Source organism: Bacteroides sp. AF39-11AC (assembly GCF_003474285.1).
In the GTDB taxonomy this organism is placed as follows: Bacteria; Bacteroidota; Bacteroidia; order Bacteroidales; family Bacteroidaceae; genus Bacteroides.
Window position 1 is genome coordinate 440,535 of record NZ_QROH01000005.1, and the last position, 24,924, is coordinate 465,458.

General features: G+C 39.9%; 22 protein-coding genes. 18 read left to right on the plus strand and 4 right to left on the minus strand.

The genetic code is table 11. From position 1 onward, the window contains the following. Positions 1-3: 3 nt before the first annotated feature. Positions 4-3,003, minus strand: coding sequence for a TonB-dependent receptor (locus tag DW036_RS13050; protein WP_118464760.1), 3,000 nt, complete (start codon positions 3,001-3,003; stop codon positions 4-6). Between the two features lie 250 nt (positions 3,004-3,253). Then, positions 3,254-4,912 carry a DUF6377 domain-containing protein gene (locus tag DW036_RS13055; RefSeq protein ID WP_029328742.1) on the minus strand — a complete coding sequence of 553 codons (1,659 nt, stop codon included), beginning with the start codon at positions 4,910-4,912 and terminating at the stop codon, positions 3,254-3,256. Positions 4,913-5,353: 441 nt separating this feature from the next. Here DW036_RS13055 and DW036_RS13060 point away from each other — a divergent pair, with 441 nt between their 5' ends. The 7 genes from DW036_RS13060 to arsB all read left to right on the plus strand — a co-directional run bounded on the left by DW036_RS13060 (position 5,354) and on the right by arsB (position 10,293). Next, positions 5,354-5,674 carry a helix-turn-helix transcriptional regulator gene (locus tag DW036_RS13060; protein WP_022210283.1) on the plus strand — a complete coding sequence of 107 codons (321 nt, stop codon included), beginning with the start codon at positions 5,354-5,356 and terminating at the stop codon, positions 5,672-5,674. 81 nt (positions 5,675-5,755) lie between these two features. Next, a complete protein-coding gene (locus DW036_RS13065) occupies positions 5,756-5,989 on the plus strand; it encodes a thioredoxin family protein (protein ID WP_022210282.1) in 234 nt (77 codons plus the stop codon). A 9-nt stretch (positions 5,990-5,998) separates the two neighbouring features. Beyond that, complete coding sequence (locus DW036_RS13070) at positions 5,999-6,436, plus strand: nitrophenyl compound nitroreductase subunit ArsF family protein (RefSeq protein WP_061438129.1); 438 nt, start codon at positions 5,999-6,001, stop codon at positions 6,434-6,436. Positions 6,437-6,443: 7 nt separating this feature from the next. Continuing rightward, entirely contained in the window at positions 6,444-7,151 is a 708-nt protein-coding gene (locus DW036_RS13075) for an aromatic aminobenezylarsenical efflux permease ArsG family transporter (RefSeq protein ID WP_118223254.1), read from the plus strand. Between the two features lie 33 nt (positions 7,152-7,184). Further along, on the plus strand, positions 7,185-7,511 hold the full coding sequence (gene arsD, locus DW036_RS13080) for an arsenite efflux transporter metallochaperone ArsD (protein WP_022210279.1): 327 nt from the start codon (positions 7,185-7,187) through the stop codon (positions 7,509-7,511). Positions 7,512-7,540: 29 nt separating this feature from the next. After that, positions 7,541-9,253, plus strand: coding sequence for an arsenical pump-driving ATPase (arsA, locus tag DW036_RS13085; protein WP_118421865.1), 1,713 nt, complete (start codon positions 7,541-7,543; stop codon positions 9,251-9,253). Beyond that, positions 9,253-10,293 carry an ACR3 family arsenite efflux transporter gene (gene arsB / locus DW036_RS13090; RefSeq protein ID WP_118464898.1) on the plus strand — a complete coding sequence of 347 codons (1,041 nt, stop codon included), beginning with the start codon at positions 9,253-9,255 and terminating at the stop codon, positions 10,291-10,293. Before arsA ends, arsB begins: the two co-directional genes overlap by 1 nt. Before the next feature lie 19 nt (positions 10,294-10,312). Here the strand turns inward: arsB and DW036_RS13095 are convergent, their stop codons facing one another. After that, positions 10,313-10,828: an adenylate kinase gene (locus tag DW036_RS13095; protein WP_118464761.1), complete on the minus strand. Its 516-nt coding sequence runs from the start codon at positions 10,826-10,828 to the stop codon at positions 10,313-10,315. Between the two features lie 38 nt (positions 10,829-10,866). Continuing rightward, positions 10,867-11,091 (minus strand): hypothetical protein, encoded by a 225-nt coding sequence (locus tag DW036_RS13100; protein ID WP_022210275.1) that lies wholly within the window; start codon positions 11,089-11,091, stop codon positions 10,867-10,869. A 235-nt stretch (positions 11,092-11,326) separates the two neighbouring features. Between DW036_RS13100 and DW036_RS13105 the strand changes: the two genes are divergently transcribed. From DW036_RS13105 to DW036_RS13155, 11 genes are all read left to right on the plus strand, one after another. Continuing rightward, entirely contained in the window at positions 11,327-13,060 is a 1,734-nt protein-coding gene (locus DW036_RS13105; protein WP_118464762.1) for a hypothetical protein, read from the plus strand. 73 nt (positions 13,061-13,133) lie between these two features. Continuing rightward, positions 13,134-13,544 (plus strand): DUF3244 domain-containing protein, encoded by a 411-nt coding sequence (locus tag DW036_RS13110; RefSeq protein WP_118464763.1) that lies wholly within the window; start codon positions 13,134-13,136, stop codon positions 13,542-13,544. A gap of 27 nt (positions 13,545-13,571) precedes the next feature. Next, positions 13,572-15,110 carry a vitamin K epoxide reductase family protein gene (locus tag DW036_RS13115; protein ID WP_118464764.1) on the plus strand — a complete coding sequence of 513 codons (1,539 nt, stop codon included), beginning with the start codon at positions 13,572-13,574 and terminating at the stop codon, positions 15,108-15,110. A 91-nt stretch (positions 15,111-15,201) separates the two neighbouring features. Then, on the plus strand, positions 15,202-15,423 hold the full coding sequence (locus DW036_RS13120; RefSeq protein WP_061438137.1) for a hypothetical protein: 222 nt from the start codon (positions 15,202-15,204) through the stop codon (positions 15,421-15,423). Positions 15,424-15,569: 146 nt separating this feature from the next. Next, positions 15,570-16,766 (plus strand): TlpA disulfide reductase family protein, encoded by a 1,197-nt coding sequence (locus DW036_RS13125; protein ID WP_118464765.1) that lies wholly within the window; start codon positions 15,570-15,572, stop codon positions 16,764-16,766. 187 nt (positions 16,767-16,953) lie between these two features. Next, the gene (locus tag DW036_RS13130) at positions 16,954-18,186 is read left to right on the plus strand and encodes a TlpA disulfide reductase family protein (protein ID WP_118464766.1); all 1,233 of its coding nucleotides are present in this window, start codon (positions 16,954-16,956) and stop codon (positions 18,184-18,186) included. A gap of 46 nt (positions 18,187-18,232) precedes the next feature. After that, complete coding sequence (locus DW036_RS13135) at positions 18,233-20,419, plus strand: peptidase domain-containing ABC transporter (RefSeq protein WP_118464767.1); 2,187 nt, start codon at positions 18,233-18,235, stop codon at positions 20,417-20,419. Positions 20,420-20,440: 21 nt separating this feature from the next. After that, positions 20,441-21,739, plus strand: coding sequence for an HlyD family secretion protein (locus DW036_RS13140; protein WP_118464768.1), 1,299 nt, complete (start codon positions 20,441-20,443; stop codon positions 21,737-21,739). A 406-nt stretch (positions 21,740-22,145) separates the two neighbouring features. Next, positions 22,146-22,613: a hypothetical protein gene (locus tag DW036_RS13145; protein WP_007214299.1), complete on the plus strand. Its 468-nt coding sequence runs from the start codon at positions 22,146-22,148 to the stop codon at positions 22,611-22,613. A gap of 22 nt (positions 22,614-22,635) precedes the next feature. Continuing rightward, a complete protein-coding gene (locus tag DW036_RS13150) occupies positions 22,636-24,198 on the plus strand; it encodes a glycoside hydrolase family 43 protein (RefSeq protein ID WP_118464769.1) in 1,563 nt (520 codons plus the stop codon). A 276-nt stretch (positions 24,199-24,474) separates the two neighbouring features. Continuing rightward, entirely contained in the window at positions 24,475-24,903 is a 429-nt protein-coding gene (locus DW036_RS13155) for an Hsp20/alpha crystallin family protein (protein WP_007214301.1), read from the plus strand. The last annotated feature ends 21 nt before the right edge of the window (positions 24,904-24,924 follow it).

Here is a 24,924-nt window from a genome sequence, read left to right on the forward strand (position 1 = left end):
CAATTAAAAGTTAAAGTTTAATCCTACACTGAATGTACGGGAAATGGGATAACGGGACAAATCAATACCGTTGATATCCACCTCCGGATCGAAACCGGAATACCCGGTAATGGTAGCCACATTCTCACAAGAAAGGGAAAGGCGTGCATTCTCTATCTGCAACTTCTGCAACCATTGTTTCGGGAAGGTATAAGAGAGAGTGATGTTCTTTACACGCAAGTAAGATCCGTCTTCTACAAAGCGGTCGGATACACGGCAGTTCTGGTTAGGATCGCCGAACACGGCACGCGGCATGGAGTAGCTTGTCCCCTCTCCGCGCCAACGGTTCAGCACATCAGTCGTCTGGTTGTATGCGGCAGCCATACCTACATTGTCGATATTGTTGGCGTTATAAATCTTATTGCCGGCCACTCCCTGAAGGAATACGGAAAGCTCGAATCCTTTATAAGACAAGTTGTTGTTCATTGAGAAGAACCAACTGGGATTGGGATTGCCAATCACCGTACGGTCACTGTCGTTGATGACACCGTCGTTGTTCAAATCCCTGAAACGGATATCACCCGGTTCAGCTCCCGGCTGCACAGCATGCGCATCCACTTCCGCCTGGTTTTGGAACAAGCCGTCCGTCACGTAGCCGTAGAAGGCATTAATCGGATAGTCTTTTGCCAGCATCGTCACATACGAGTTGTTGATCTGGTTGATATAGTAAGGAACCGCGCTGTTCAGGTCCTTAATCTTATTCTTATTATAAGTGGCGGTCACGTTTGTTTCCCAACCCAGTTCTCCGGTCAGGTTGATGGTATGCAGACTCATTTCCAAGCCCTGGTTGCGCACTTTACCGGCATTCGTATAAGTGGTGGTGGTATCTTCAAATCCCGATGTGATGGGGATGGATGCCTTCACCAACATATCCCTTGTCTCTTTCAGATAAGCATCCAGTGAGAATACGATCCGTGAATTGAACAGGGAAGCATCAAAACCGATATTCGTCTGTGCCACCTCTTCCCAATGGATGTAAGGATTGGCAAGCGTAGAGGAAACCAATGCGGTCTGATTGCCGCTCGTTGTTCCGAATGGATATACACTGGTGTTGTAAGATGCCAGGTAACTATAATTGCCGACACTTGCCTGGCTACCGGTCACTCCATATCCTACACGTATTTTCAGGTCGTTCACAACGTCATTCTTCGGGAACCAGCTTTCCTGTGAAATGCGCCATGCGGCAGATACAGAAGGGAAAGTACCCCAACGGTTCTTTTTACCGAAACGACTGGAACCATCGCGGCGGACAGTTGCCGTCAGCATATAGCGGTCTTCGTAAGAGTAGTTGATACGTGCCATGTAAGAGAGCAATGCCCATTCATTGGAACTGCCGCCAATGGCGTACATCTCCTGACCGTTATCCATTTCATGCACATTGTCGAACATGAATACGTTCTTCTGTGCATTCAGGTAATCATTCACATTCCACTGTGCAGACGAACCTGCCATCACTCCCACACGATGCTTTTCTGCAAAGGTATGGTCGAACAGGAAATAGTTATCCCACAGGTAAGTGAATGATTTATTATCGCTCTTGTAACGTGAAGTTTCTTCCGTCGGAATAGGCTTCCAGTTATATTTCGGCGTGAAGTTATCGATGAACCAGAATTTGGCATCGTAACCGAAAGTGCTCTTGAATTTCAGCCATTTGGTAAAAGTCAGTTCCGCTGTCAGGTTGGCAAGGAAGTTATAACCTTTCGTCTGGCTCTTGTTCAGTTGCGTAGGTCCTATCGGGTTGCGGATGCTACCGTACCATTCCGAATTACCTTCCGGCCCACTCCATGAACCGTCTTCATTCTTCACCGGAAGAACGGGAAGAGCTTTCAGTGCATCACCGATATTATAGCTGCCCGAATCCTTCGTATCAGTGCTGAAAGTGATATTATTGGAGAACTTCAACCACTTCAGCACCTGTGCGTCGCTGTTGGACTGAAACGTAAAACGGCGATAGTTTACACTGCGCACCGTACCCGACTGATCGAGAAAACCACCGGATACATAATAATGAGACTTCTCATTTCCTCCGGAATAACTTACCGTATAGTTCTGCATCACACCCGTGCGCAGCAATTCGTCCATCCAGTCGGTACCTGCACCCAGTTCCGAAGGATTTGCCCAATTCGGGTTCGGGTTGCGACCACTGTTCACCATCATATCATTACTCAAATCGGCATACTGGCTTGCGTTCAGCAAAGAAGGAATGTTCGTGGCATTCTGGAAAGCACAATTAGCCGATACCGACAATTTGCCTTTCCCTTCCGTTCCACGCTTGGTGGTGATCATCACTACCCCATTGGCTCCACGCGAACCGTAAATGGCTGTAGCCGATGCGTCTTTCAATACGTCCAGGCGTTCCACATCCGCCATGTTCAGTGAAGACAGTCCCAGGTCGGTAGGCACACCGTCAATCACCACCAGCGGATCGCAGTTGTTAATGGAGCCCAGACCACGAATCTTGATAGATACATTGTCACCGGGCTTTCCGGCATCCACTACCTGCACACCGGAGATGCGGCCCTGAATGGCTTGTCCCAGATTAGAAACGGGGGCATTTTTGATGTCCTTGCTCCCCAAAGAGGAAACAGCACCGGTAAGGTCACTTTTCTTCATGGTTCCATAACCGATAACCACCACTTCGTCCAGCATTTCACTGTCTTCCGAGAGTGTTACCATAATCTGTTTCTGTCCTTTCACGGGAACTTCCAAAGACTTATAGCCCACGAATGAAACTACTATAACGGCATCCGAAGGCACATTCAGCGAGAAATCGCCATCGATACCCGTTATCGTACCGTTCGTTGTGTTCTTCTGCACCACACTGGCACCGATAACGGTTTCTCCGGTCTGGTCTTTCACTACACCTTGTACTGTGATTTGCTGTGCGAACATGCACATCGGAAGTAACATTCCTATCAGACAAACCATGATTCGAAGCCTGATCGGCATTTTGTACTTTTGCATAATATAAGAGTTTAAAGTTAGTAATAAAAATATAGATTCACATGCATTTGTCCCCTCTGTGAAGGAACAATGCAAATGTATCTGATAAGAGGAAGCAATAAGGGGGAAAAGAGTGAAAAAGTAGTAGTTTTAGGCGTTTTATAAGACATAAAACACTAATAATCAATGCCATCAAGAAGATGCATTGTTCCAAAAAAGTAGTAAAAATATAAGCGTAAAAAAGACACTTATATGCCTTAAAAGTGTGGTTTTAGTCTCTCGACTTACCTATTTTCATTACTTCCTGTTCCAGTTGGTCACGGTCGCCCGCAGCTTTATTACGAACTTTGGTACGGTAATTATAAATGGTAGTCACAGAATAGCGCAAGAATTGGGCAATCTTCACACTGTCGGTAATTCCCAAACGGATAAGGGCGAAGATACGCAGTTCGGTACTCATTCGTTCGTTGGCCTTGGGGTAAATCTGCTCCCCTTCGGCAAGCAGGGTGTTGAAGTCTTCTACAAAAGTGGGAAACAGTTGCAAGAAGGTGTTATCAAAATTGGCATAAAATTCTTTCAGCTCTTCTTCTATGAACTTGGAAGATTTGATATTTTTGTATAGCTCATCTACCTTGCCCGTAGCGGCTATCTTGCCTAATGAACGGCGATAGTTATCCATCTTTTCCAGATATACGGAACACTGGTCCATATAGCGGCCGATGTATTCCTCTTTCAAGTAAGAGTTTTCGGCAATGATGTGGTTGGCTTCTTTCAGTTGCAGATTGTAGCGGTGGAGTTCTTCATTCAATTCTTTCAGACGCTTGTTGGCATCTATCACTTCGTGGCGTGCGGCTGCTACGCGTTTCATCTGCTTATACACATAGAAGATGGCAATCAGTAGGAAGATGGACAGCAAGCTGATAGAGACTAACGCCCATTTCATTTGTTCCTGTTGCTTTTCGGCCTTTTGCTGGTAAGTGTCGTTGATGAGGGGGAAAATTTGCAGGATTTCCAGAATACGCAACCGGGCGTTGCAGAACACGGCATCGTCCATACACAATTTCAGATACGAATAGGCACGGTCTATGTCTCCTTCCTGATAGAGCAGCACAGCCAGTTTCCTCAAAGAAATATATTCGCGCACTGCGGACTTCATATCTGCAATGGAGGAAAGAATCAAATACTCCTTCTCTTTTTCAGTGTCTTCTTTCAGGCGGTATGACTCTGATAAAGTGTAGGCACAGATTGCCACATCGTGCACATTATCTATCTGTCCCGCCAGGTAGTCGGTCAATAGCTGGATGGCTTTATCGAACTCGCCCCGCACATTGTGCTGGTCGGACTGAATCAGCGTGTACACCAGAAGATTATCTTTGTTGACCAGTAACAGGGAATCACGGTATCTATCCGTTATCTCGGCATAGAGTTTTTTCTCCTGTTCCGTAACGGCGTAATCTGCCATAAGGCCATAGACGGTACGGTAAATATGGTAATAATACGGGTGCAGGTCATCCGGTAGATGATTGATTTGTACGTTGTGCATCAGGTCGACTGCTTCTTTATACATGCCTGCTGTGCCCATAATCTCGGCAGTGTTCATGAGGGCGTTGTCTTGATGTTCCTTGTTTTTCATTCGCAGGGCTACCTGATATCTCTCGCGTGAGATGTAAAGCGAAGAGTCGGTGTTGTAGGAACGGTATTCATCCAGATATTCTCCCAACAGGGTAAAGCGGTTTTCGTCAGAAATGCGTTGTCTCAAGGCTTGTCTCAGGTCGTTCAGCTTCTTTTCTTTTTGCTCGATGTATACAGGGCGGTTTTGAATTACATGGTCCAGTTGGGATAAAAGGGAGTCTACAACATTGTTGGCGGCATGGAGCTGACACATACATACACAACATAATAGATATAAGGATGTGACTATTTTCTTCATCTGAGTTTCGATTGGTTAAAGGTTACTTCTACAAGAAGTTCTATGCAAAAATAAGTAAAATTTAATAGAATCCCATGCGGATAGCACTTAAATCACAATATCTTTAAAGTAAAGACGATAGTTTTTTAAAGAATGGAGATGCTTACATGTACATGTTAGTAATATCAACATGTGCATGTAAATAAGGATAACATATACATGTAGATAGCGCTGACATGTACATGTAAGTAAGTATATTCTTTAAAAACGGAGAGATAAGATACATATCATTTTAGGAAGAAAAGTACTACAAACCAGTTTTCCCATAGCTACTTTTCTGCTATGAAAATCCCCACAAGGCAAACATTCATTTAATTAATCTAAAAAATAATCGTATTTATTTTGTTGTTTCAAATATTGTTCGTTGTTTTGCGAACAACAAACAAAAAAAGGAGATATAAAGTGAAAAACAAACAGTACACCACAGAGCAGGAACAAATAGCTCGCTTTGCAAAAGCACTGGGACACCCTGCAAGAATGGCTATCCTCAATTTTTTAGCCAGACAGGAAAGTTGCTACTTCGGAGACATTCACGAAGAACTGCCAATAGCCAAGGCGACAGTTTCTCAACACCTGAAAGAACTAAAAGATGCCGGACTGATTCAAGGTGAAATAGAAACGCCGAAAGTCAAGTATTGCATTAACCGTGAAAACTGGGAACTTGCCCGTAAGTTGTTTACCGGATTCTTCGGTGAATGTAAATGTACTTCGTGCTGTGAATAAACAGCACCTTTTTTTATAAACAATGTTCGTTGTTCTACGAACTACGATTATACATATTATTCATTTAAAAGCTATCTGATAATGGAAATTAAAGTATTAGGTACAGGTTGCCCCAGTTGCAAAACTTTGTACGAAACCACCCAACAAGCTATTGCAGAATTAGGAAGTGATGCCACTTTGGTAAAAGAGGAAGATTTATTGAAAATCATCGAATATAATATATTAAGTCTTCCGGCTTTGGTTATAGACGGGAAAGTCGTTTCGGCAGGTAAACGGTTGTCATTGAAAGAAGTAAAAGAATTACTAACCCAATAATTACATGCCATGAAAAAGTTATTCCATGTATTTATTGCAGGTGTTATTTTAGTTTCCTGCGGAAACGGAGGCAAAGAGAAAACAGAAACAGCAAATAGCGAAGCTATGCAGAATGACCGTGTGGAAGTGCTTTATTTTCATGGAGCACAACGATGCATAACCTGTCGGGCTATTGAAACTAACACAAAAGCACTTTTAGACAATCTTTATTCAAAGGAAATAGCATCGGGAAGAATCGTCTATAGGATAATTGATATTTCTCAAAAGAAGAATGGGCCGATTGCAGATAAGTACGAAGTGACATGGTCATCCTTGTTTGTAAATGGATGGAAGAGCGGTCAGGAGAAGGTCAATAATATGACAGAGTTTAGTTTTGCCAATGCAAAAAGTCATCCCGACAAATTTAAGAACGGCATAAAAGATAAAATTGATGAATTGCTAAAATAAGATATCAATGGACTTTCTTCAATCAATATTAGACAATACTTCCATTCCTGCCATAACAGCTTTTATACTTGGAATATTAACAGCTATAAGCCCATGCCCGTTAGCTACCAATATAACGGCGATAGGATTTATCGGCAAAGATATTGAAAACCATCACCGGATATTTATTAATGGTTTGCTTTATACTTTAGGCCGAATAATTACTTATACGATTCTTGGGTTTATCCTTATTCCCATTCTCCGCGAAGGTGCAAGTATGTTTTCCGTACAAAAGGCTGTAAGCAAGTATGGAGAAATGCTAATTGCCCCGCTATTAATAGTGATTGGTGTTTATATGCTCGACATCATCAAGCTCAATTTACCTAAAATCAACTTTAGCGGGAATAATCTGAAGAGAAAAACAAAAGGAAGCTGGGGTGCACTATTCTTAGGAATCTTATTTTCCCTTGCTTTCTGCCCTACAAGTGGAATATTCTATTTCGGTATGCTTATGCCAATGTCGGCAGCAGAAACAGGCGGCTATCTTTTGCCAGTGGTTTATGCGATTGCAACCGGATTACCTGTTATCCTCGTAGCTTGGGTATTGGCATATAGTGTTGCTGGATTAGGCAAGCTCTATAACAGAATACAAGTATTCGAAAAATGGTTTCGTAAAGTAGTCGCCATCCTCTTTATTGCGGTGGGGATTTATTATGCAGTCATGTATTATCTATAAAGTAAGTTTTAACAATCAAAATCAACAGTAAAGATGAAAAAGATAGAAATTTTCGACCCGGCAATGTGTTGTCCTACGGGTTTGTGCGGAACAAACATCAATCCTGAATTAATGCGGATTGCTGTCGCTATAGAAACATTAAAAAGACAAGGGGTAACAGTTATCCGTCATAATCTGAGGGACGAGCCCCAGATATATGTTAGCAATCAGACCGTAAACAATTATCTTCAAAAACACGGTGCAGAAGCATTACCCATCACCCTGGTGGATGGTGAAGTGGCGGTATCTAAAACCTACCCCACCACCCGGCAGATGAGTGAATGGACCGGCATAAATTTAGACTTCATGCCCACAAAATGATATTTGAAACAAAAAAGCATTAGAACACAATGAAAGCATTTAATTTATCAGACATTGACCTTACAAAATATCTCTTTTTCACAGGAAAAGGAGGGGTTGGAAAAACATCTATCGCTTGCGCTACGGCTGTGGGATTAGCAGACAAGGGCAAGAAAATACTTCTTATCAGTACCGATCCTGCTTCCAACTTGCAGGACGTCTTCAACCAATCGCTTAACGGACACGGTTCAGAGATTGCAGAAATTCCGGGGCTGACGGTTGTCAATCTTGATCCTGAACAAGCAGCGGCAGAATATCGGGAAAGGGTGATCGCACCTTTCAGAGGAAAGTTGCCTGAAAGCGTGATCCAAAACATGGAAGAACAACTGTCAGGATCATGTACGGTTGAGATTGCCGCTTTCAATGAGTTCTCGGACTTCATTACCGATGTTCAAAAGCAATCAGAGTTCGACCATATAATCTTTGATACTGCCCCCACAGGGCATACTTTACGGATGTTGCAACTACCATCAGCGTGGAGCACATTCATCAGTGAAAGTACCCATGGCGCATCTTGTTTAGGTCAGCTGTCAGGATTGGAAGAACGAAAAGAAATATACAAAAAGGCTGTTGAAACACTTTCCGATACGGGCGCAACCCGGCTAATGTTGGTGAGCCGTCCTGAAACCGCGCCATTGAAAGAAGCTGCCCGTTCTTCTCATGAACTGCAATTATTAGGAATTAAAAATCAGATACTAATAATAAACGGTGTCTTGCAACAGTTGGATAAAAACGACAGTGTTTCCAGTCAGCTGCATGAGAGGCAACAGAAAGCCCTGCAAAGTATGCCTGCGGAACTATCCGGTTATCCGTTGTATCATGTTCCCTTACGGTCATACAATTTATCCAGTATAGCGAATATCCGGCGGATGCTGTATAGCGACAGCCTTTCCAGTGAAGTAAATTATAAACCTGTGGCATCCCCCAAAGGTGTGGACGAGATGGTGGACGATCTTTATACATCTGGCAAAAGGGTTATTTTCACAATGGGGAAAGGTGGTGTAGGCAAAACTACATTAGCTACTGAGATTGCTTTAAAATTAACCAAGCTCGGCGCCAAAGTGCATTTGACAACTACCGATCCGGCAAACCATCTGAATTATGAACTTGCCATAAAAGCCGGTATCACGGTAAGCCGGATTGATGAAGCGGAGGTTTTAGAGAAGTACAAAAACGAAGTCCGCAACAAAGCAGCCGAAGCAGTCACTGCTGAAGACATGGAGTACATAGAGGAAGATTTACGTTCTCCCTGCACACAAGAGATTGCAGTATTCAAAGCTTTTGCCGAGATTGTGGATAAGGCTGAAACCGAGATTGTTGTGATTGATACCGCACCAACAGGGCATACTTTATTGCTTTTGGACGCCACTCAAAGTTATCATAAAGAGGTTGAGCGTACCCAAGGAGAAGTCACGGGAGCAGTAGCCAACCTGTTACCTCGCCTACGTAATTCAAAGGAGACGGAAGTAGTGATTGTTACTTTACCCGAAGCAACCCCTGTCTTTGAAGCGGAACGCCTTCAAATGGATTTACAACGTGCCGGGATAAACAATAAATGGTGGGTGGTAAATGCTTGCCTCTCATTGACAGATACTCAAAATTCGTTCCTGAAAGCGAAAGCGCAAAACGAATTAGTTTGGATCAAGAAAGTAGAACAATTATCACAGGGAAATACAGCCCTGATAGAATGGAGAAACATATAATGGAAAAGAAGCAAGGAATTGGATTTTTTGAACGATATCTTACCCTATGGGTTGCCTTGTGTATTATTGCCGGAATTGCCGTGGGACAATGGCTTCCGGCAATACCGCAAACCTTGAGCAAATTTGAATACGCCAATGTTTCTATACCTGTGGCAATTCTAATATGGTTGATGATCTATCCTATGATGCTGAAAGTAGATTTTCAAAGCGTTAAGAATGTGGGTAAACGCCCTAAAGGAATAATCGTTACTTGCGTTACGAACTGGCTTATAAAGCCTTTTACGATGTTTGGAATAGCCTATCTATTCTTTTATGTCATCTTCAAGGTATTTATACCCGAAGATTTGGCTAAGGAATATCTGGCAGGTGCGGTCTTGCTTGGTGCAGCTCCTTGTACGGCGATGGTCTTTGTATGGAGTCACTTAACGAAAGGTGACGCCGCCTACACGCTGGTTCAAGTAGCTGTAAACGACTTGATAATATTAGTTGCTTTTGCTCCTATTGTTGCCTTATTATTAGGTGTCGGCGGTGTCACAATTCCGTGGGATACACTGTTTCTGTCAGTATTGTTGTTCGTTGTCATTCCGCTTTCTGCGGGAGTGATAACACGGACATGGGTTATCAGGCAAAAAGGGATAGAATACTTCAACCATGTATTTATCCGTAAATTTGATAACTATACGGTCGGAGGATTACTTTTGACACTTATTATCCTGTTCTCTTTTCAAGGAGAAACAATATTGAATAACCCCTTACATATTCTTTTGATAGCCGTCCCGCTTGTCCTGCAAACAGTCCTGATTTTCTTTGTAGCTTATGGATGGGCAAAATGGTGGAAATTACCTCACAATGTGGCTGCTCCGGCCGGAATGATCGGTGCAAGTAACTTCTTTGAACTGGCTGTGGCTGTGGCTATCTCTCTTTTTGGCTTACAATCCGGCGCTGCATTGGCCACTGTTGTGGGTGTACTTGTGGAGGTTCCGATAATGCTTATGCTGGTACGGATAGCAAATAATACCCAAAAGTGGTTTCCTGAATGATGAGTGAGCTCAGGGAGACTTATATATCATCTGTATCTATTCGATAGTTTTTATCTATTAAAATGTAATTATACTTTCTTGATATACATTGTTCCAAATTATACCTATTGGTTTTACTTACATCCTCAAAGGTTACATCTGTTGACAGCCTTTTTTCTATAACATTTTCATATTCCAGAATATTTTGGAAACTATGCCTTATATACTCTTGACTGAATATAAGGCATACGTATTTTATTTGTCCTACATATTCATCCGTAAAATCCTTTTCCCAGCCAAAAGGAATATAACATCCTTCAATAATCATATTCTGGGAGTTTTCAATACAGGTTTTTATCATCTCCCTGACGATTGGGCACAGATAGTTTGTTAGCTCTGCATCATTACTATCAGCAGGCAATTTACATTGTCCACTTCTAATGACTCCCATCTTCAAGTGATCTATTGACAAGTAGGGATATTTATATTTCTCCAATAGCTTTTGTGCTAGCAAGGTCTTTCCCGTATGCGTATCTCCTGCAATAAGAATAATCATAAGTTTAAGGTATTTCTTCTATAAAATGAGTAGAATATTTATTCCAATATCTTCTGTAACACTTTTTCGCCTCTTCTATATCCTTTAACAGAAACCATAGGCAGAAATGTATTAACCTCTTTATCATTTTTATCATTCAGGATCGTAAATAAAGCATTTACATCTTTTCTGGATGTTTTTTTATTCACACACTTATAATGATTCGCAAATATAAAGAAAGTGTAATTCACTACAATCATGAACTGCACTTTTCTGCACATCATCGAGTTTACTGTTTACAGCTTAAAGCCTTTACTTTTCTTCGGATTACTAACAGCTTACTTTACATGGTAGTGGCAAATGGTGTCAATGATTCAGTGATTTGCACCATTATGAATAATATTTCATTCTTTATAATGTTTGCCATGCTTCCGTCTGAATATTTTTTGTACCTTAGTAGCATAAAGAAATACCACTTCTTCAAGTGGACTATATCTAATTGAAAATACGACAAGCAATATGAAAAATACTGTCATTATTATATTATTCGCTATGTCTTTGCTATCGTCTTGTACCATTCGGCAGGACTACAACCAGCAATTACTTAAGGCAGATTCACTTATGCAGTTTCGTCCGGATAATGCCTTGAATATTCTTAAAAGAATTTCACCTAAAAAACTTTCTACACGAGCTGATAATGCATACTATGCATTGCTGCTGACGCAAGCGCAAGATAAAAACTTCGTTGTACAGAAGGATGATTCATTGATACAGATAGCGGTTCATTATTATGATTCTATTGGAGATACAAAGATGCAAGCAAAGGCACATTATTATTGGGGATGTGTATATAGGGATATGAATCAGCAGGCAGAAGCTATCAGAGAATTTCTTATTGCTGCGCCTTTGACGGAAAAAGTCAAAGAAAAGAGACAATTAGGGTTGATATATAATAATATAGGATATATCTATAATATACAGGACTTCAATCAAAAGGCAGATTCTATCTATCGGTTAATGGAAGTAATTGCCAAAGAATTAAGAGATACGACTCTTTGGTCAGAAGCCTTATCCAGACAAGCTTCTATCGATTTAATGAAAGGGGAAAATTATTTCCCTATTGCTGAGCAAAAGTTGCTGGACGCTTTTGTGACAATGGAGAAGATAAAAAATGACGGCCTAAAAGCTAATATTTCAGCTTCACTAAGTAATTTGTATAGCCGAATGAATCAGGGAGAAAAGGCTTTACATTATGCAAAATTGAATTTCTCTTTACGGAAAGATACTGTATGGCCTTATCAGACTTTTCTTCTTCTGGGAGATGCATACTATAAATTAAAGCAATATGATTCTGCTACTTTCTATCTAAATAAAAGTCTACTGGGCAAAGATTATGGAAGAAAATCGGATGTTTATATGCGTCTGGCAGATATAGCAATGATTCAGGGAAATACGACTTTATCCATAGAATTGGAAAGGAACAGTTCTGCATATAAAGACAGTTTATATCAACTTCGCAGAAATCCAGTTGCTAAAAGAATAATTGAAGTGGAAGCTGATGTTCAAACAATACTTCAAAAGCTATACTATAAAGGGCGTTTACAGATGTATTTGTATAGCTTCATACTGATAACAATAATTATTATTGCGATTTCTCTTTATCTATACAAACGATATCAAAGAAAGAACAATTTATTGAAAAAGGACAAGCAACAATTAGAAAAGATAAATCAGGATTTAAGTCAACATCATGCCAACCTACAAACTGATATAACACAAAAGGGTATGGAGATTGAAAAACTGAGAAAAGAATTAGCTTCGCATCAGGTTAATGAAGAGCAAAGAAAAAAGCTACAAGCAGAATTGGATAAAATAGTCTTAAAGCGAAAGACTTTGGCAAAAGAGGCTTTTCTACACTCACCGATTTATGAAAAAATGCAGGCTATCATTAAAGATTTCCAAGATAAAGATGCATCTGATAAAGAATTAAGCGATCAGGAATGGCAGGAGTTTGTAGCCGAAATGGATATGGAATGGAATAATGCAATAACAGAACTTTGTGTAAAGTATCAATTATCTAAAGAAGAACTCCATCTGGTATGTTTAAGTTTGGTAGGATTCCCATTCTCCCATTTAGAATACTTATTGCATCTCTCCAGAGCAACACTCTACCGCAAGAAAAATCTCCTACTAAAGCGGATTGATACTAATCTGAATTGTGAATTTGAAGAAATTCTGCAAAAAATTAGGTAGTGAGACACTTTTGAGACACTCTGTTTACGTAGGCTTTTGTAATTTAACCGCATAAAACAAAAGTCTGATATATATGAAAAAAGTATTATTCATTTTATTCTCGTTTTTAATCTTTGTCGTTTCTGTAAACGCACAGTTTATTTTTGAAAATTCTGTAATTGTTCTCACACAGAAGAACGGTGACAGAGAAATAGGTGGTAAGAGTGGAGATACAACTCCAGAAGATGCTCCACAAACTCGTAGTAGTATTTCTCAATCTGTGTATGCCTCCTTATATAATAAGGTAGTAACAATTGATTTTCAAACAGTATTCTCTACTGTTACAGTCAATATTGCTAATAAAACTACCGGAGAGATAGTTTCTTCAGAGTTGTTCATCAATCCAACAAGCTTTTCTATTGACTTAAACGGAAAAGATACCGGAGATTATATGATAGAAATTATTTCTAATGAAATATCATTGGAAGGACATTTCTCTTTATAACATTCTGATAAATAGACGAAAGTAATCATGACCGAAGTTGATAATATCGACATTGTACTTTATCATTATTTACAGGCACTATCTGTAAAAGTGAGTAGAGGCACTGTGCATCGTTTGCTCAACACTCCGTTGGGAGATAGCATACGAAGTATCAGTGATGCATTGGATGTGCTTCATGTAAAGAATGAAGTATATCAGCTTCCGTCACACGATTATTTTCCACAATTGGAAGCTCCTTTCATTACAATACTTAAGGTGGACAGAAATCAATTTTGTGTAGTGACGAAAAAGGATGATTTCATCGTAGAATTCCTTAATGGAGACGGAAAAAAACATCATACATCGGTAGACAAGTTCTTGCAGCATTGGGCAGGTACTGTCTTGTTCGGAGAAGCTACTGAAAAGACATCAAACGAACATTTTTGCGTAATAAAAAATATCCTTTTCAATTTGCTACGTTATAAATTTATCATTGCTATACTTTTTATCTTAATATTGGGAATCCAGACTGCTTTTTCTCAAAATCAAGTACCTGTATTTATTGTCTATTTATGTACATTAAGTTTTGGAATTCTAGTGTCTATCGCTATCCTTTACAAAGAACAGATAAATGGGCAATTCATGGAGCAGTTTTGCCATATAGGAAAAGTAGTGAACTGCAATGAAGTACTTCATTCCAAAGGGTCAAGTATAGCAGATGTAGGATTAGGAGAATTATCTCTGCTCTACTTTGCCGTTCTTTTTTGGTTTTCCTTGACCCGATGGAATGATTTTTATGGAATTTCTATCATTTGCTGTGTGATTGCGGTGGTATTTACTTTATATTCTATTATTTATCAGATCTTCATCCTCCAAAAAGGTTGCATGCTTTGCATGTTAGTAAATTTAGTAGTATGGGGCAATGCGATTACTCTTTATGTGTTAAGAAACTACTTTGATATAGTTTTTTCATTCTACTCATTCTTTGCGTTTGCTACTATAGGATGCATCTGTCTGATTCTTGGAATACAACTAAGGACTATTCAGAATAAGGAGAAGGAGAGAATTTCTATAAAGAAGCATTTTAGTGGCTTATTTAATCCGGAAATATTCCAAAAACTACTGACACTCAATCCTCAAATAAAGGAGATGGCAGGCCTGGACATCACACTACATAGTCAAAATACAGGTGATAGCGGAGTGATGATAGTAACAAATCCCAATTGTAAGAACTGTGCAAGAATTCACCGTCATGTAAAAGAAATAGCTTCAAAAATCCCGGTATCATTAGTATTACTGACATTTCCAAATGATAAACAGGGTGAGGAAGTTGCGCAAATTATCATTACAGCTTATTACACTGATGGCTGGAATAAGGCAATGCAACTTTTGGGAGAGTGGTATGAAACAAAACATATTAAAGAGGCAGACAATTACAGTATAACAACTAAAGTACAAGATTTGTGGATAAAGCAACAGGTATATTGTCGGGAACAGAAAATAAACCAAACTCCCTCTGTTATAGTGAATAAACACTATATACCAGAAATATATCCGCTATCAGATTTAAGATATGCATTGACATAAAGATATTATTCTCGAGAAGTAATAGCTGTTTTGGAGCCAGCTTAAAAAAATCCGAGCTAACTTTTTTATTTACTTTTAATTTTTTATTACCATGAAAAATTTAAGTAGTTTTGAAGCATTCAAACTGAACAAGGTTCAAATGAATGCCATCGCTGGAGGTGGTGCAATAACCTGTATGATTGTAGATGACCAAGGTACATATTTTCGCAGTATAGTACAGACTGGATTGACTGTAAAAGAGGCAACACAAGCTGTTTTGGATCAAAATCCTGATGCTAGTCGTGTAAGTTGCAAAGAGACTGTAAGCTATTAAAAAAGTCTAAGGTCAATCGCTAATTAACGATGTGGTTAATGTGATTATTAGTCACTATTAAAACGATAAACTTATTTGAAATGTCTATTATGGATGTTTCAAATAAGTTTTGTTAGATATTTATTCCATATTTAAAATAATGTATTATGAAATATTTCATTTATGTATCATTATTGGGCCTAATTTCCAGTAGTATATTCCTTTCTTCTGATAATTATAAAAAAGAGGAACAGAATAATTCAAAAATAGTCTTGCAACTAGATGACTATATCTGTAGTGAGGGGCAATGGGTATATTTACATGGATGTAAGAGCTGGATATCCGGAAATGAAGTTGCAATTTTCGATTCTGCATACATAGAAAAAGGACAGCATTCAGTTGAATTACAGGCATATCTACCTATGGCAGAATCCTTATTCGTACTTTTTTCTAAAAATGGACCTTGCCAATTAGAAGTAGGAATGGAACCAGACTCTTGTGTGATTATGAATATTGAAGAAGAAGATGGCGAGAATTATTGCTCCAAAAAGGCTCTTCAAGGCGATCTTAATAATTTTATGCATAAAGCTATAGAAGGTAAAAAGTTATATAGAGATAAATTAAAGGAATTTACGAGTAAGGGAGAACAAGATAGTATTGTTAAATTACAAAAAGACAGATTCAATAGCTTAAGTTCATTAATTAGAACGTATAAGCACCCATGTGCAGTTTATAATCTTTGCATATATTTACGGACTGATTTCCCTCAAGAGGGCAAAAAAATGTTTGATGAAGCGGCTGAAAGGTTTCCACAATATGTCTCTTTGCAAGAATCTGCAAAGAAGAAAGAGCCTCTTCCTGGTACGTCTTATGCCCAAAAGGCCAATGAAAGGATTCAATATATGATGGATGAGAAATATCAAATTCCGTTGTTAGATACATCAATAGGAGAAAATATCTCACTATCCTTTCCTGATAATAAAGGATATAAAGTATCCCCTACAAGTGATAACTCCAAATATGTTTTCATTGATTTTTGGGCGAGTTGGTGTAAGCCTTGTCGTAAAGAAATTCCTATTATAAAACAAGTTGCAAAACAATATAAAAAGGAGCTCTACATTTATGCTGTTTCTATTGATACGGATCACCAAGCATGGCAAAATGCAATAAAAGAGGATTCAACATTTTCTTTTCAACATGTTATTGGAACATTCCCTAATGGAAAAAAAACAAAATTATTAAGCCGGTTGAATATAAAAGCCATACCAGCAAATTTTTTGATAGACAAAGACCAGCGTATCGTTGCCAAGAATTTACGTGGTGAACGACTTGTACAAGTTTTAGACAGTCTTATTCAGAAATGAAAAGTGTCCCTCATAAACAATCAATCGTTAAGGTTTCAGATCTCTGTATTTATACCTTCGCTACTATTTTAGTAAGATAAAATGTAAAATTGAAGGAATTCTGAAAAAAACAGATAATGAGACACTTGTGAGACATTCTATCTGCGTAGGCTTTCATATTTTAGCAACATAAAAAAGTCTATTACATATGAAAAAGATATTATTTATTTTATTATCGTTTCTGACCTTATCCATTTCTGTAAACGTACAAATTGCCTTTAGCAATACGAAAATGATACTTGCTATAAACTCTGGCCCTAGTGAAAAAAGAGCTAAGATTGTCTTGCTTTTAGACAATTATGTTTGTAGCGAAGACCAATGGATTTATCTATATGGTTTCAAGGAGTGGCTCTCTGGTAATGAAAGAGTTATATTTGACTCTGTATTTATTGAAAAAGGCCAATGTAAAGCAGAATTGCAGGCAAATATACCTATTGAATGTGAAGCAGCAATACTATTTTCAAAAAATGGTCCTAACTTTTCGCTTCCAATAGAACCGGATTCATGTGTTATAATGAATGTGGAAGAATCTGACGGAGAGTCTTTTTCCTATAAAAAAGCCGTTAAAGGGGAGTTTAACAATAGCATGTACGTCTTTTGGCAAGAGAGAATGGCATATCGTTCGAAATTGCAAGATTTAATTTCAGAAGATAAAAAAGATAGTATTGAGCATCTTAAATCCGAGTGGTTTATTAAATCAATGAACAGGCTTAAAACAGCTAAATTGGGGTATATAGTCCATGATGCTTATATTATATTATCAGTAGATTTTCCAGAAAGAAAACCTGAAATAAAAGCATTATCAAAATTAGTAGCTAAAAAATTTCCTAATCATCTCATGTTACAGGAGTCTGTGGGGAATAGAAAACTTGCTCCTATATCCGAAGAATCAAAGAATGCAGGAGAAAGACTTTTTGAATTGAGAAAGAATAGACTTCAAATTGAACTACTGGATCTATCTTTAGGAAGCAAGTTAGCACTTACTTTTTTTGATATAGAAGGAAATAAAATATCAACAAGTAATTTAGATATAGATTATACATTAGTCGATTTTTGGGCAAGTTGGTGCAAACCATGTCGTCAAGAAATGCCAACAATCAAACATGCTTTACAGAAATACCCTAATAATTTTGCCGTGTATGCTGTTTCTCTTGATGATAAACGAGAAGCTTGGCAGAAAGCTATAAATGAAGATTCTACACAAATATTTAAGCATCTAATAGGGACATATCCTAATGGCCAACGCTCCAGATTATTGCGGCAGTTGAACATTAAAGTAATCCCTACAAACTTTTTGATAGATAAAGAACAACGTATCATTGCAAAAGATTTGCATGGAGAAAGGCTTATACAAGTTTTAGACAGTCTTATTCAAAAATGAGATTCTAAGAGCATTTGCGTTCTAAATGTTTTAGGACTATGTAGCTATGAAAAGTTTCCCTTTTTACATCCAGCATAATGTCATGGACTGTGGCCCCACCTGTCTCCGCATGGTGTCTGCTTACTATGGTAAGCACTATTCACTGGGTGGGTTAAGGGAAAAATCATTCATCACCCGTGAAGGTGTATCTATACTGGGTATCAGTGAGGCTGCTGAGAAGTTAGGCTTTCGGAGTATATGCGTGCAAGTAGATTATAACAAACTCCTGGAAGCTCCCCTGCCTTGCATCGTACATTGGAATCAACAGCACTTTGTTACAGTCTACAAAATAAACAATCAGCAAGTATGGGTTGCCGATCCCGGAGCGGGAAAACTGAAATATACCAAAGAAGAATTTAGCCGTTGCTGGATAAGTTCGCGAAAGAATGGAGAAAATACAGGGGTTGCGCTGTTGCTGGAACCAACTCCCGAATTCTATGCGATGAAAGACGAAGATGAAACCATTGACCGTAAAGGTTTTAGATTTCTATATTCATATCTTCTCCCCTATCAAAATTTGATTGGACAACTGTTGTTAGGTTTGCTCTTAGGCAGCATGATACAACTAATGCTCCCATTTCTTACACAATCCATCGTAGACTTTGGTATTAATAATCAAAACCTTAGCTTTATATACCTAATACTGATAGCTCAACTCATGTTGAGTTTCAGTAGCAGTGCCGTGGAGTTTATTCGTGGCTGGATATTGTTACATCTGGGAACACGTATCAATATTGCCCTCATTTCAGATTTCCTTATTAAGCTAATGAAGCTCCCTATGGGATACTTCGACACTAAAATGACAGGAGATATCCTGCAACGCATCAACGACCATACACGTATTCAGAATTTCCTGACGGGAAGTAGTTTGAGTGTAGTGTTTTCTACATTCAACATCGTGGTTTTCGGTATTGTACTGTTACTCTATAATTGGATGATTTTCCTTATCTTCATGGGAGGCAGTGTGCTCTATGTGGCTTATGTTTGGCTTTTCATGAAGAAGCGGGCGGAACTGGATCACAAGCGTTTTGCACAGCAGAGTGCCAATCAGAGTACAGTGGTACAACTGGTAAATGGTATGCAGGAAATCAAGCTGAGTGCCTGTGAACAACAAAAACGATGGGAATGGGAACGCATACAGGCACAATTGTTCAAAGTGAATATTCGTAGCCTTGCCCTGCGACAATATCAGGATTCGGGAGCGGTATTGATAAACCAAACCAAGAACATTATAATAACGGGATTGGTAGCAAGCCTTGTGGTACGGGGAGAAATGACACTGGGTATGATGCTGTCCGTACAGTATATCATTGGGCAACTGAACAGTCCTGTGAATGATTTGATAACTTTCGCACGCGACATGCAGGATGCACGCCTCAGTATGAATCGTCTGGGTGAAGTGCGGGACAAGCCGGATGAAGAAGAACCAACAAAACAATTGATACGGGAAATCCCTGTGGGAAAAGATTTGAGAATAGAGAATCTAAATTTTAAATACGACCCGTTGAGCGAATTTCCGACACTGGATAATATCAATCTGGAGATAAAAGCAGGAAAACAAACAGCCGTGGTTGGTATGAGCGGAAGTGGAAAAACAACACTCGTAAAGTTGTTATTGGGGTTCTATCCGCCTGCAAGCGGACAAATACTGTTGGGAGATACGCCATTGGAAAATTATAGTATCCGGGAGTGGAGGAAACAGTGTGGCGTCGTAATGCAGGATGGGTTTATCTTCTCTGATAGCATTGCGGGAAACATTGCGCCGGGAGTGGAACACATAGATAAAGAACGCTTGCGCCACGCCGCAGAAGTGGCAAACATACATGGATTTATAGCAGAATTACCGCTGGGATATAACACAAAAATAGGACAAGAAGGGCATGGACTGAGCCAGGGACAAAAACAACGTATTCTCATTGCCCGCGCCGTATATAAGAATCCGGAATTCATCTTCTTCGATGAAGCTACCAATGCACTGGATGCTAACAATGAGCGCATCATCATGGAGAATTTGCAGAAATTTTTCGAAGGAAGGACATCAGTAGTGGTAGCTCACAGGCTGAGTACCGTCAGGAATGCAGACAGGATAGTAGTAATAGAACAGGGACATATAGCAGAGATGGGAACACACGAGGAACTTACTGTAAAGAAAGGTATCTATTACAGGTTAGTGAAAAACCAGTTGGAACTCTGATAAACAGGAAGTCTGAGAGGCATGGAAAAAGAAGAAAAAGATATTGAACTGAGATGTGAGGAGGTGCAGGAGATACTGACACGTCCGCCACATGCGCTGGTAAGGTGGGGAATCACAGTATTCTTCACTGTGTTGGCCCTGTTCTTTATCGGAGGATGTTTCTTTAAGTATCCGGATGTAGTGAGTGCGGAAATTACGGTCACTACGGAGCATCCACCCGTATGGATAGTGGCACGGGGAAATGGGAAAATAAAGGAAGTATATGGCAAAGACCGGGAACGGGTGAAAGTCGGTAAGATCATTGCCGTGCTGGAAAATCCGGCAGAGACAAAGGATGTTTTACTACTGGAAAAAATCTTGCAGGATTTCTGCCTGACAGATAGTTGCATACACAGCACTGTATTTCCCGAAAAATTAGCTTTGGGCAGTGTACAGGCGGCCTATGCCACATTTATCAAGAGCCTGACAGATTATCGTAATTTCCTGTCTTTAGATCTTTACGAACAGAAAATAGAGGCAACTCGCAAGGAATTGCAGGAATATCGCAACTATATAAAACATCTGAATCGTCAGGCAGAACTGGATAAGGAACAGGTACGTATAGCTGAGACTGTACACAGCCGGGAAAAGAAACTTTTTGGTGAAGGACTAACGGCACAATCGGACTATGAAGAGGCTAAACAGGCATTTCTGAACAAGCAGCAGGGACAAGAGCAAATGATGACTTCGCTCTCATCCGCCAAAATACAGGAAGCACAGTTGCAACAAAATATTCTGGAAACTCAAATGGAACGAAGCCGGGAGGCTAACAACTTAGTAGCAACATTAAAAGCTGCTTATGATGAGCTACAGGTAGGCATTGAGGACTGGAAAATGACATATCTCTTCACTAGTCCGGCAAATGGCATACTATCTTACAACGACGTATGGCAAAAGAATCAGAATGTGAACAGCGGAGATAAAGTTTTCTCCATCGTGGCCTCGCAGACCGGGGATATTATCGGCAAGATAAAGCTACCCGTTAACGGTTCGGGCAAAGTGAAACCCGGACAACGGGTAAATATCAGTGTGACAGGATATCCTTATATGGAATTCGGATTTCTGACGGGAAAAGTGTTATCCATCTCTCTACTGACAGATGATAAAAGTATGTATACCGTAACCGTAAGCTTACCACAAGATTTACGGACGTCTTATGGGAAAGTATTGGAGTTTAAAGGTGAACTAACCGGAATTGCGGAAGTTATGACGGATGAACGGAATGTGACCGGGAGGTTGTTCGGACCGTTGCGTTACTTGTGGGAGAAGTATTTATCTTAATCATTTCCAGTAGGCTTATTTCGTATATAAGACGAAAATAAGAGATATAAAAAGATAACCGGATACTTAGAATTGTGAAAGCTATTATATAACTCTGATTTTAAACCTCTCGAATTCGAGGGGTTTAGAAAAAAGCAAAACCAACGACTACAACAAACAAAAAATACCCATCCATGCATACAGGTTAATTAAATACAGCCTAAACAAATTACAATATAAATCTTTTCAATATCAGAATATAGCCCTACCTTTACGCAAAAATATTATTATGGCAAGATTTATGATATTAATCATTAACGTAAATAATGAAGATTAGATATGCTTTACAGGCATCTTAAAAAGGCAAAGATGTTTTTATTTTCGATTAGCCAAGAAATAGGAATGTAATAAAAAGATACTAAACAATATGGAACAACAAATTCAACTCAACGACCACAACAAACAGGAATACCCACCTATGCACACCTGCGAGCATATAGTTAACCGTACCATGATGAATCTTTTCGGTTGTGGACGGTCAGTATCAGCACATATAGAGAGAAAGAAAAGTAAGCTGGACTATGCTTTGGAAACTGCTCCTACCGAAGAAGATGTAAAACGGCTGGAAGAAGCTGTAAATGCAGTGATTGCGCAAGGATTGGATGTTACCACAGAATTCATCACGCAGGAAGAAGCACAAGGACGCTTTGACTTAAAACGACTGCCTGAAGATGCTTCGGAAACCGTACGCATAGTGAAAGTAGGTAATTATGATGAATGTCTTTGTTTGGGAACGCACGTAAAAAATACCTCTGAAGTAGGAACCTTCAAAGTCATCAGCCACGACTGGAATGAAGAAGCCAAACGGTGGAGAATGCGTTTCAAACTGCAATAATATCATATTAAAAGGCACATATATGAAGAAAATCATCTTATCCATCTTTATTATGATGGGACTGGCAAATCTTTCACATGCCCAACAAGGATATCAAAATCCAATCATTCCGGGTTTCCATCCGGACCCGAGTGTTTGCCGTGTTGGCGAAGACTATTATCTGGTCAACAGCAGTTTCTGTTATTTCCCCGGAGTGCCCCTGTTTCATAGTAAGGATCTGGTAAACTGGGAACAGATAGGGAATTGCCTGACACGGGAATCACAGGTGAAGTTAACCAATGCCGGCACATGGGGCGGAATCTACGCCCCTACCATCCGATACAATGAGGGAGTGTTTTACATGATTACCACCAATGTTTCGGACAAGGGGAATTTCCTGGTTCACACCACTGATCCACGTGGTGAATGGTCAGAACCGGTTTGGATAAAGCAAGGAGGTATTGATCCATCTCTTTATTTTGAAGATGGAAAGTGCTATTTGGTCAGCAATCCGGATGTAGGCATCTACCTATGCGAAATTAATCCGATGACCGGAAAACAGTTAAGCGAATCCAAACGTATCTGGAACGGTACGGGCGGACGCCATCCGGAAGGACCACATATTTATAAGAAAGATGGTTGGTATTATCTGCTGATTTCCGAAGGAGGTACTGAATATGGGCATAAGGTAACCATTGCCCGTAGCCGGGATATTGACGGCCCGTATGAAAGTAATCCCGCCAACCCCATCCTGACACACATAAACAAAAACGCACAGAACAGTCCGATACAGGGAACCGGTCATGCCGATCTGATAGAAGCTCACGATGGTTCGTGGTGGATGGTATGTCTCGCATTCCGTCCGCAAACCGGCTCGCATCATCTGCTGGGGCGCGAAACGTTTATCGCACCTGTACGATGGGATAAGAATGCCTGGCCTGTGGTAAATGGAGATGGAAGCATAACCTTACAGATGGATGTCCCCACCCTTCCACAGCAGCCTTTTGACTCGAAAGCTCCCCGCACTACCTTCAACACCGAGAAACTGGGACCGGAATGGATCTATCTGCGCAATCCCAAACAGGAGAACTACATCCTGAACGGTAAGACACTCCGATTGAAAGCAACTCCCGTCAATCTGAACAGTATGGACTCTCCTACTTTCATCGGCCGCAGACAGCAACATATCGACTTCACAGCCGCAACATCCGTTGAACTACAGAAAGGGCAACCGCAGGACGAAGCCGGAATAACGGTATTCATGGAGAATCATTCGCACTATGATTTTTTTATAAGGCAGGATGCTAAGGGACAGCAGTCTATCGTCCTGAGATATCAGTTGGGAGAACTGAAACATATAGAAAAGGAAATCAATATCCCCCAAGGAAAAGTGCAGCTTCAGGTCAAAGGGAATAATGAGTTCTATTCATTCGGCTATTCCATCGCCGGAAATAAGTTCCAGGAAATAGCCAAGATGAATACGCGCTATCTCAGCACCGAAACTGCCGGCGGATTTACCGGTATCATATTGGGCTTGTATGCCGTATCCGCTTCTTCAAAGGCACAGGCTGACTTTGATTATTTCGACTATCAGGGAAACGAATAAGCCGGAGGCGAAACATTTCACATCCATAGTATTCGAAAGCAATTTTATATAATAAATGTACAAAACGGCATAAAACAAGTAATTTTGTCAGAACTTTAGTGACATTTTGTTAATCAGCGAAACTAAAATCAATTGGCATACGTTTTGCGATTATGTTTGTGAACGACGGTTCAGGAACCGCATGGGAGTGATTAAGAAACGGCTCCCGAAAGCAGTCCAAGACCGGAAGTTCAGAACTAACCGAATGTTTAACTTAAAGGATAGGAGACTAAAATTATGATGCCTGTTAGAAGAACTCAAAATTGGTTACCAAGTATTTTCAATGATTTCTTTGATAACGAATGGATGGAAAAAGCCAATGCAACCGCTCCGGCTATCAACGTGCTGGAAACGGAAAAGGAGTACAAAGTAGAATTGGCTGCTCCGGGAATGACCAAAGATGACTTCAACGTTCATATCGACGAAGACAACAATTTGGTTATCAGCATGGAAAAGAAGACTGAAAACAAGGAGGAAAAGAAAGACGGTCGCTATCTGCGTCGCGAATTCTCATACTCTAAGTTCCAACAGACCATGATATTGCCGGACAATGTGGACAAGGAAAAGATTGCAGCACAAGTAGAAAATGGTGTGCTGAACATCAATCTGCCGAAGTTCTCAGCCGAAGAAAAACAGAAGAACAAGAAATCTATTGAAGTGAAATAAGGTTTCCGGTGAACCCAACAG

Coding starts and splice junctions, on each gene's coding strand:
- DW036_RS13050 (WP_118464760.1), bottom strand. CDS start 3,003: ATGCAAAAGTACAAAATGCCGATCAGGCTTCGAATCATGGTTTGTCTG.
- DW036_RS13055 (WP_029328742.1), bottom strand. CDS start 4,912: ATGAAGAAAATAGTCACATCCTTATATCTATTATGTTGTGTATGTATG.
- DW036_RS13065 (WP_022210282.1), top strand. CDS start 5,756: ATGGAAATTAAAGTATTAGGTACAGGTTGCCCCAGTTGCAAAACTTTG.
- DW036_RS13070 (WP_061438129.1), top strand. CDS start 5,999: ATGAAAAAGTTATTCCATGTATTTATTGCAGGTGTTATTTTAGTTTCC.
- DW036_RS13075 (WP_118223254.1), top strand. CDS start 6,444: ATGGACTTTCTTCAATCAATATTAGACAATACTTCCATTCCTGCCATA.
- arsD (WP_022210279.1), top strand. CDS start 7,185: ATGAAAAAGATAGAAATTTTCGACCCGGCAATGTGTTGTCCTACGGGT.
- arsA (WP_118421865.1), top strand. CDS start 7,541: ATGAAAGCATTTAATTTATCAGACATTGACCTTACAAAATATCTCTTT.
- arsB (WP_118464898.1), top strand. CDS start 9,253: ATGGAAAAGAAGCAAGGAATTGGATTTTTTGAACGATATCTTACCCTA.
- DW036_RS13095 (WP_118464761.1), bottom strand. CDS start 10,828: ATGATTATTCTTATTGCAGGAGATACGCATACGGGAAAGACCTTGCTA.
- DW036_RS13100 (WP_022210275.1), bottom strand. CDS start 11,091: ATGATGTGCAGAAAAGTGCAGTTCATGATTGTAGTGAATTACACTTTC.
- DW036_RS13105 (WP_118464762.1), top strand. CDS start 11,327: ATGAAAAATACTGTCATTATTATATTATTCGCTATGTCTTTGCTATCG.
- DW036_RS13110 (WP_118464763.1), top strand. CDS start 13,134: ATGAAAAAAGTATTATTCATTTTATTCTCGTTTTTAATCTTTGTCGTT.
- DW036_RS13115 (WP_118464764.1), top strand. CDS start 13,572: ATGACCGAAGTTGATAATATCGACATTGTACTTTATCATTATTTACAG.
- DW036_RS13120 (WP_061438137.1), top strand. CDS start 15,202: ATGAAAAATTTAAGTAGTTTTGAAGCATTCAAACTGAACAAGGTTCAA.
- DW036_RS13125 (WP_118464765.1), top strand. CDS start 15,570: ATGAAATATTTCATTTATGTATCATTATTGGGCCTAATTTCCAGTAGT.
- DW036_RS13130 (WP_118464766.1), top strand. CDS start 16,954: ATGAAAAAGATATTATTTATTTTATTATCGTTTCTGACCTTATCCATT.
- DW036_RS13135 (WP_118464767.1), top strand. CDS start 18,233: ATGAAAAGTTTCCCTTTTTACATCCAGCATAATGTCATGGACTGTGGC.
- DW036_RS13140 (WP_118464768.1), top strand. CDS start 20,441: ATGGAAAAAGAAGAAAAAGATATTGAACTGAGATGTGAGGAGGTGCAG.
- DW036_RS13145 (WP_007214299.1), top strand. CDS start 22,146: ATGGAACAACAAATTCAACTCAACGACCACAACAAACAGGAATACCCA.
- DW036_RS13150 (WP_118464769.1), top strand. CDS start 22,636: ATGAAGAAAATCATCTTATCCATCTTTATTATGATGGGACTGGCAAAT.
- DW036_RS13155 (WP_007214301.1), top strand. CDS start 24,475: ATGATGCCTGTTAGAAGAACTCAAAATTGGTTACCAAGTATTTTCAAT.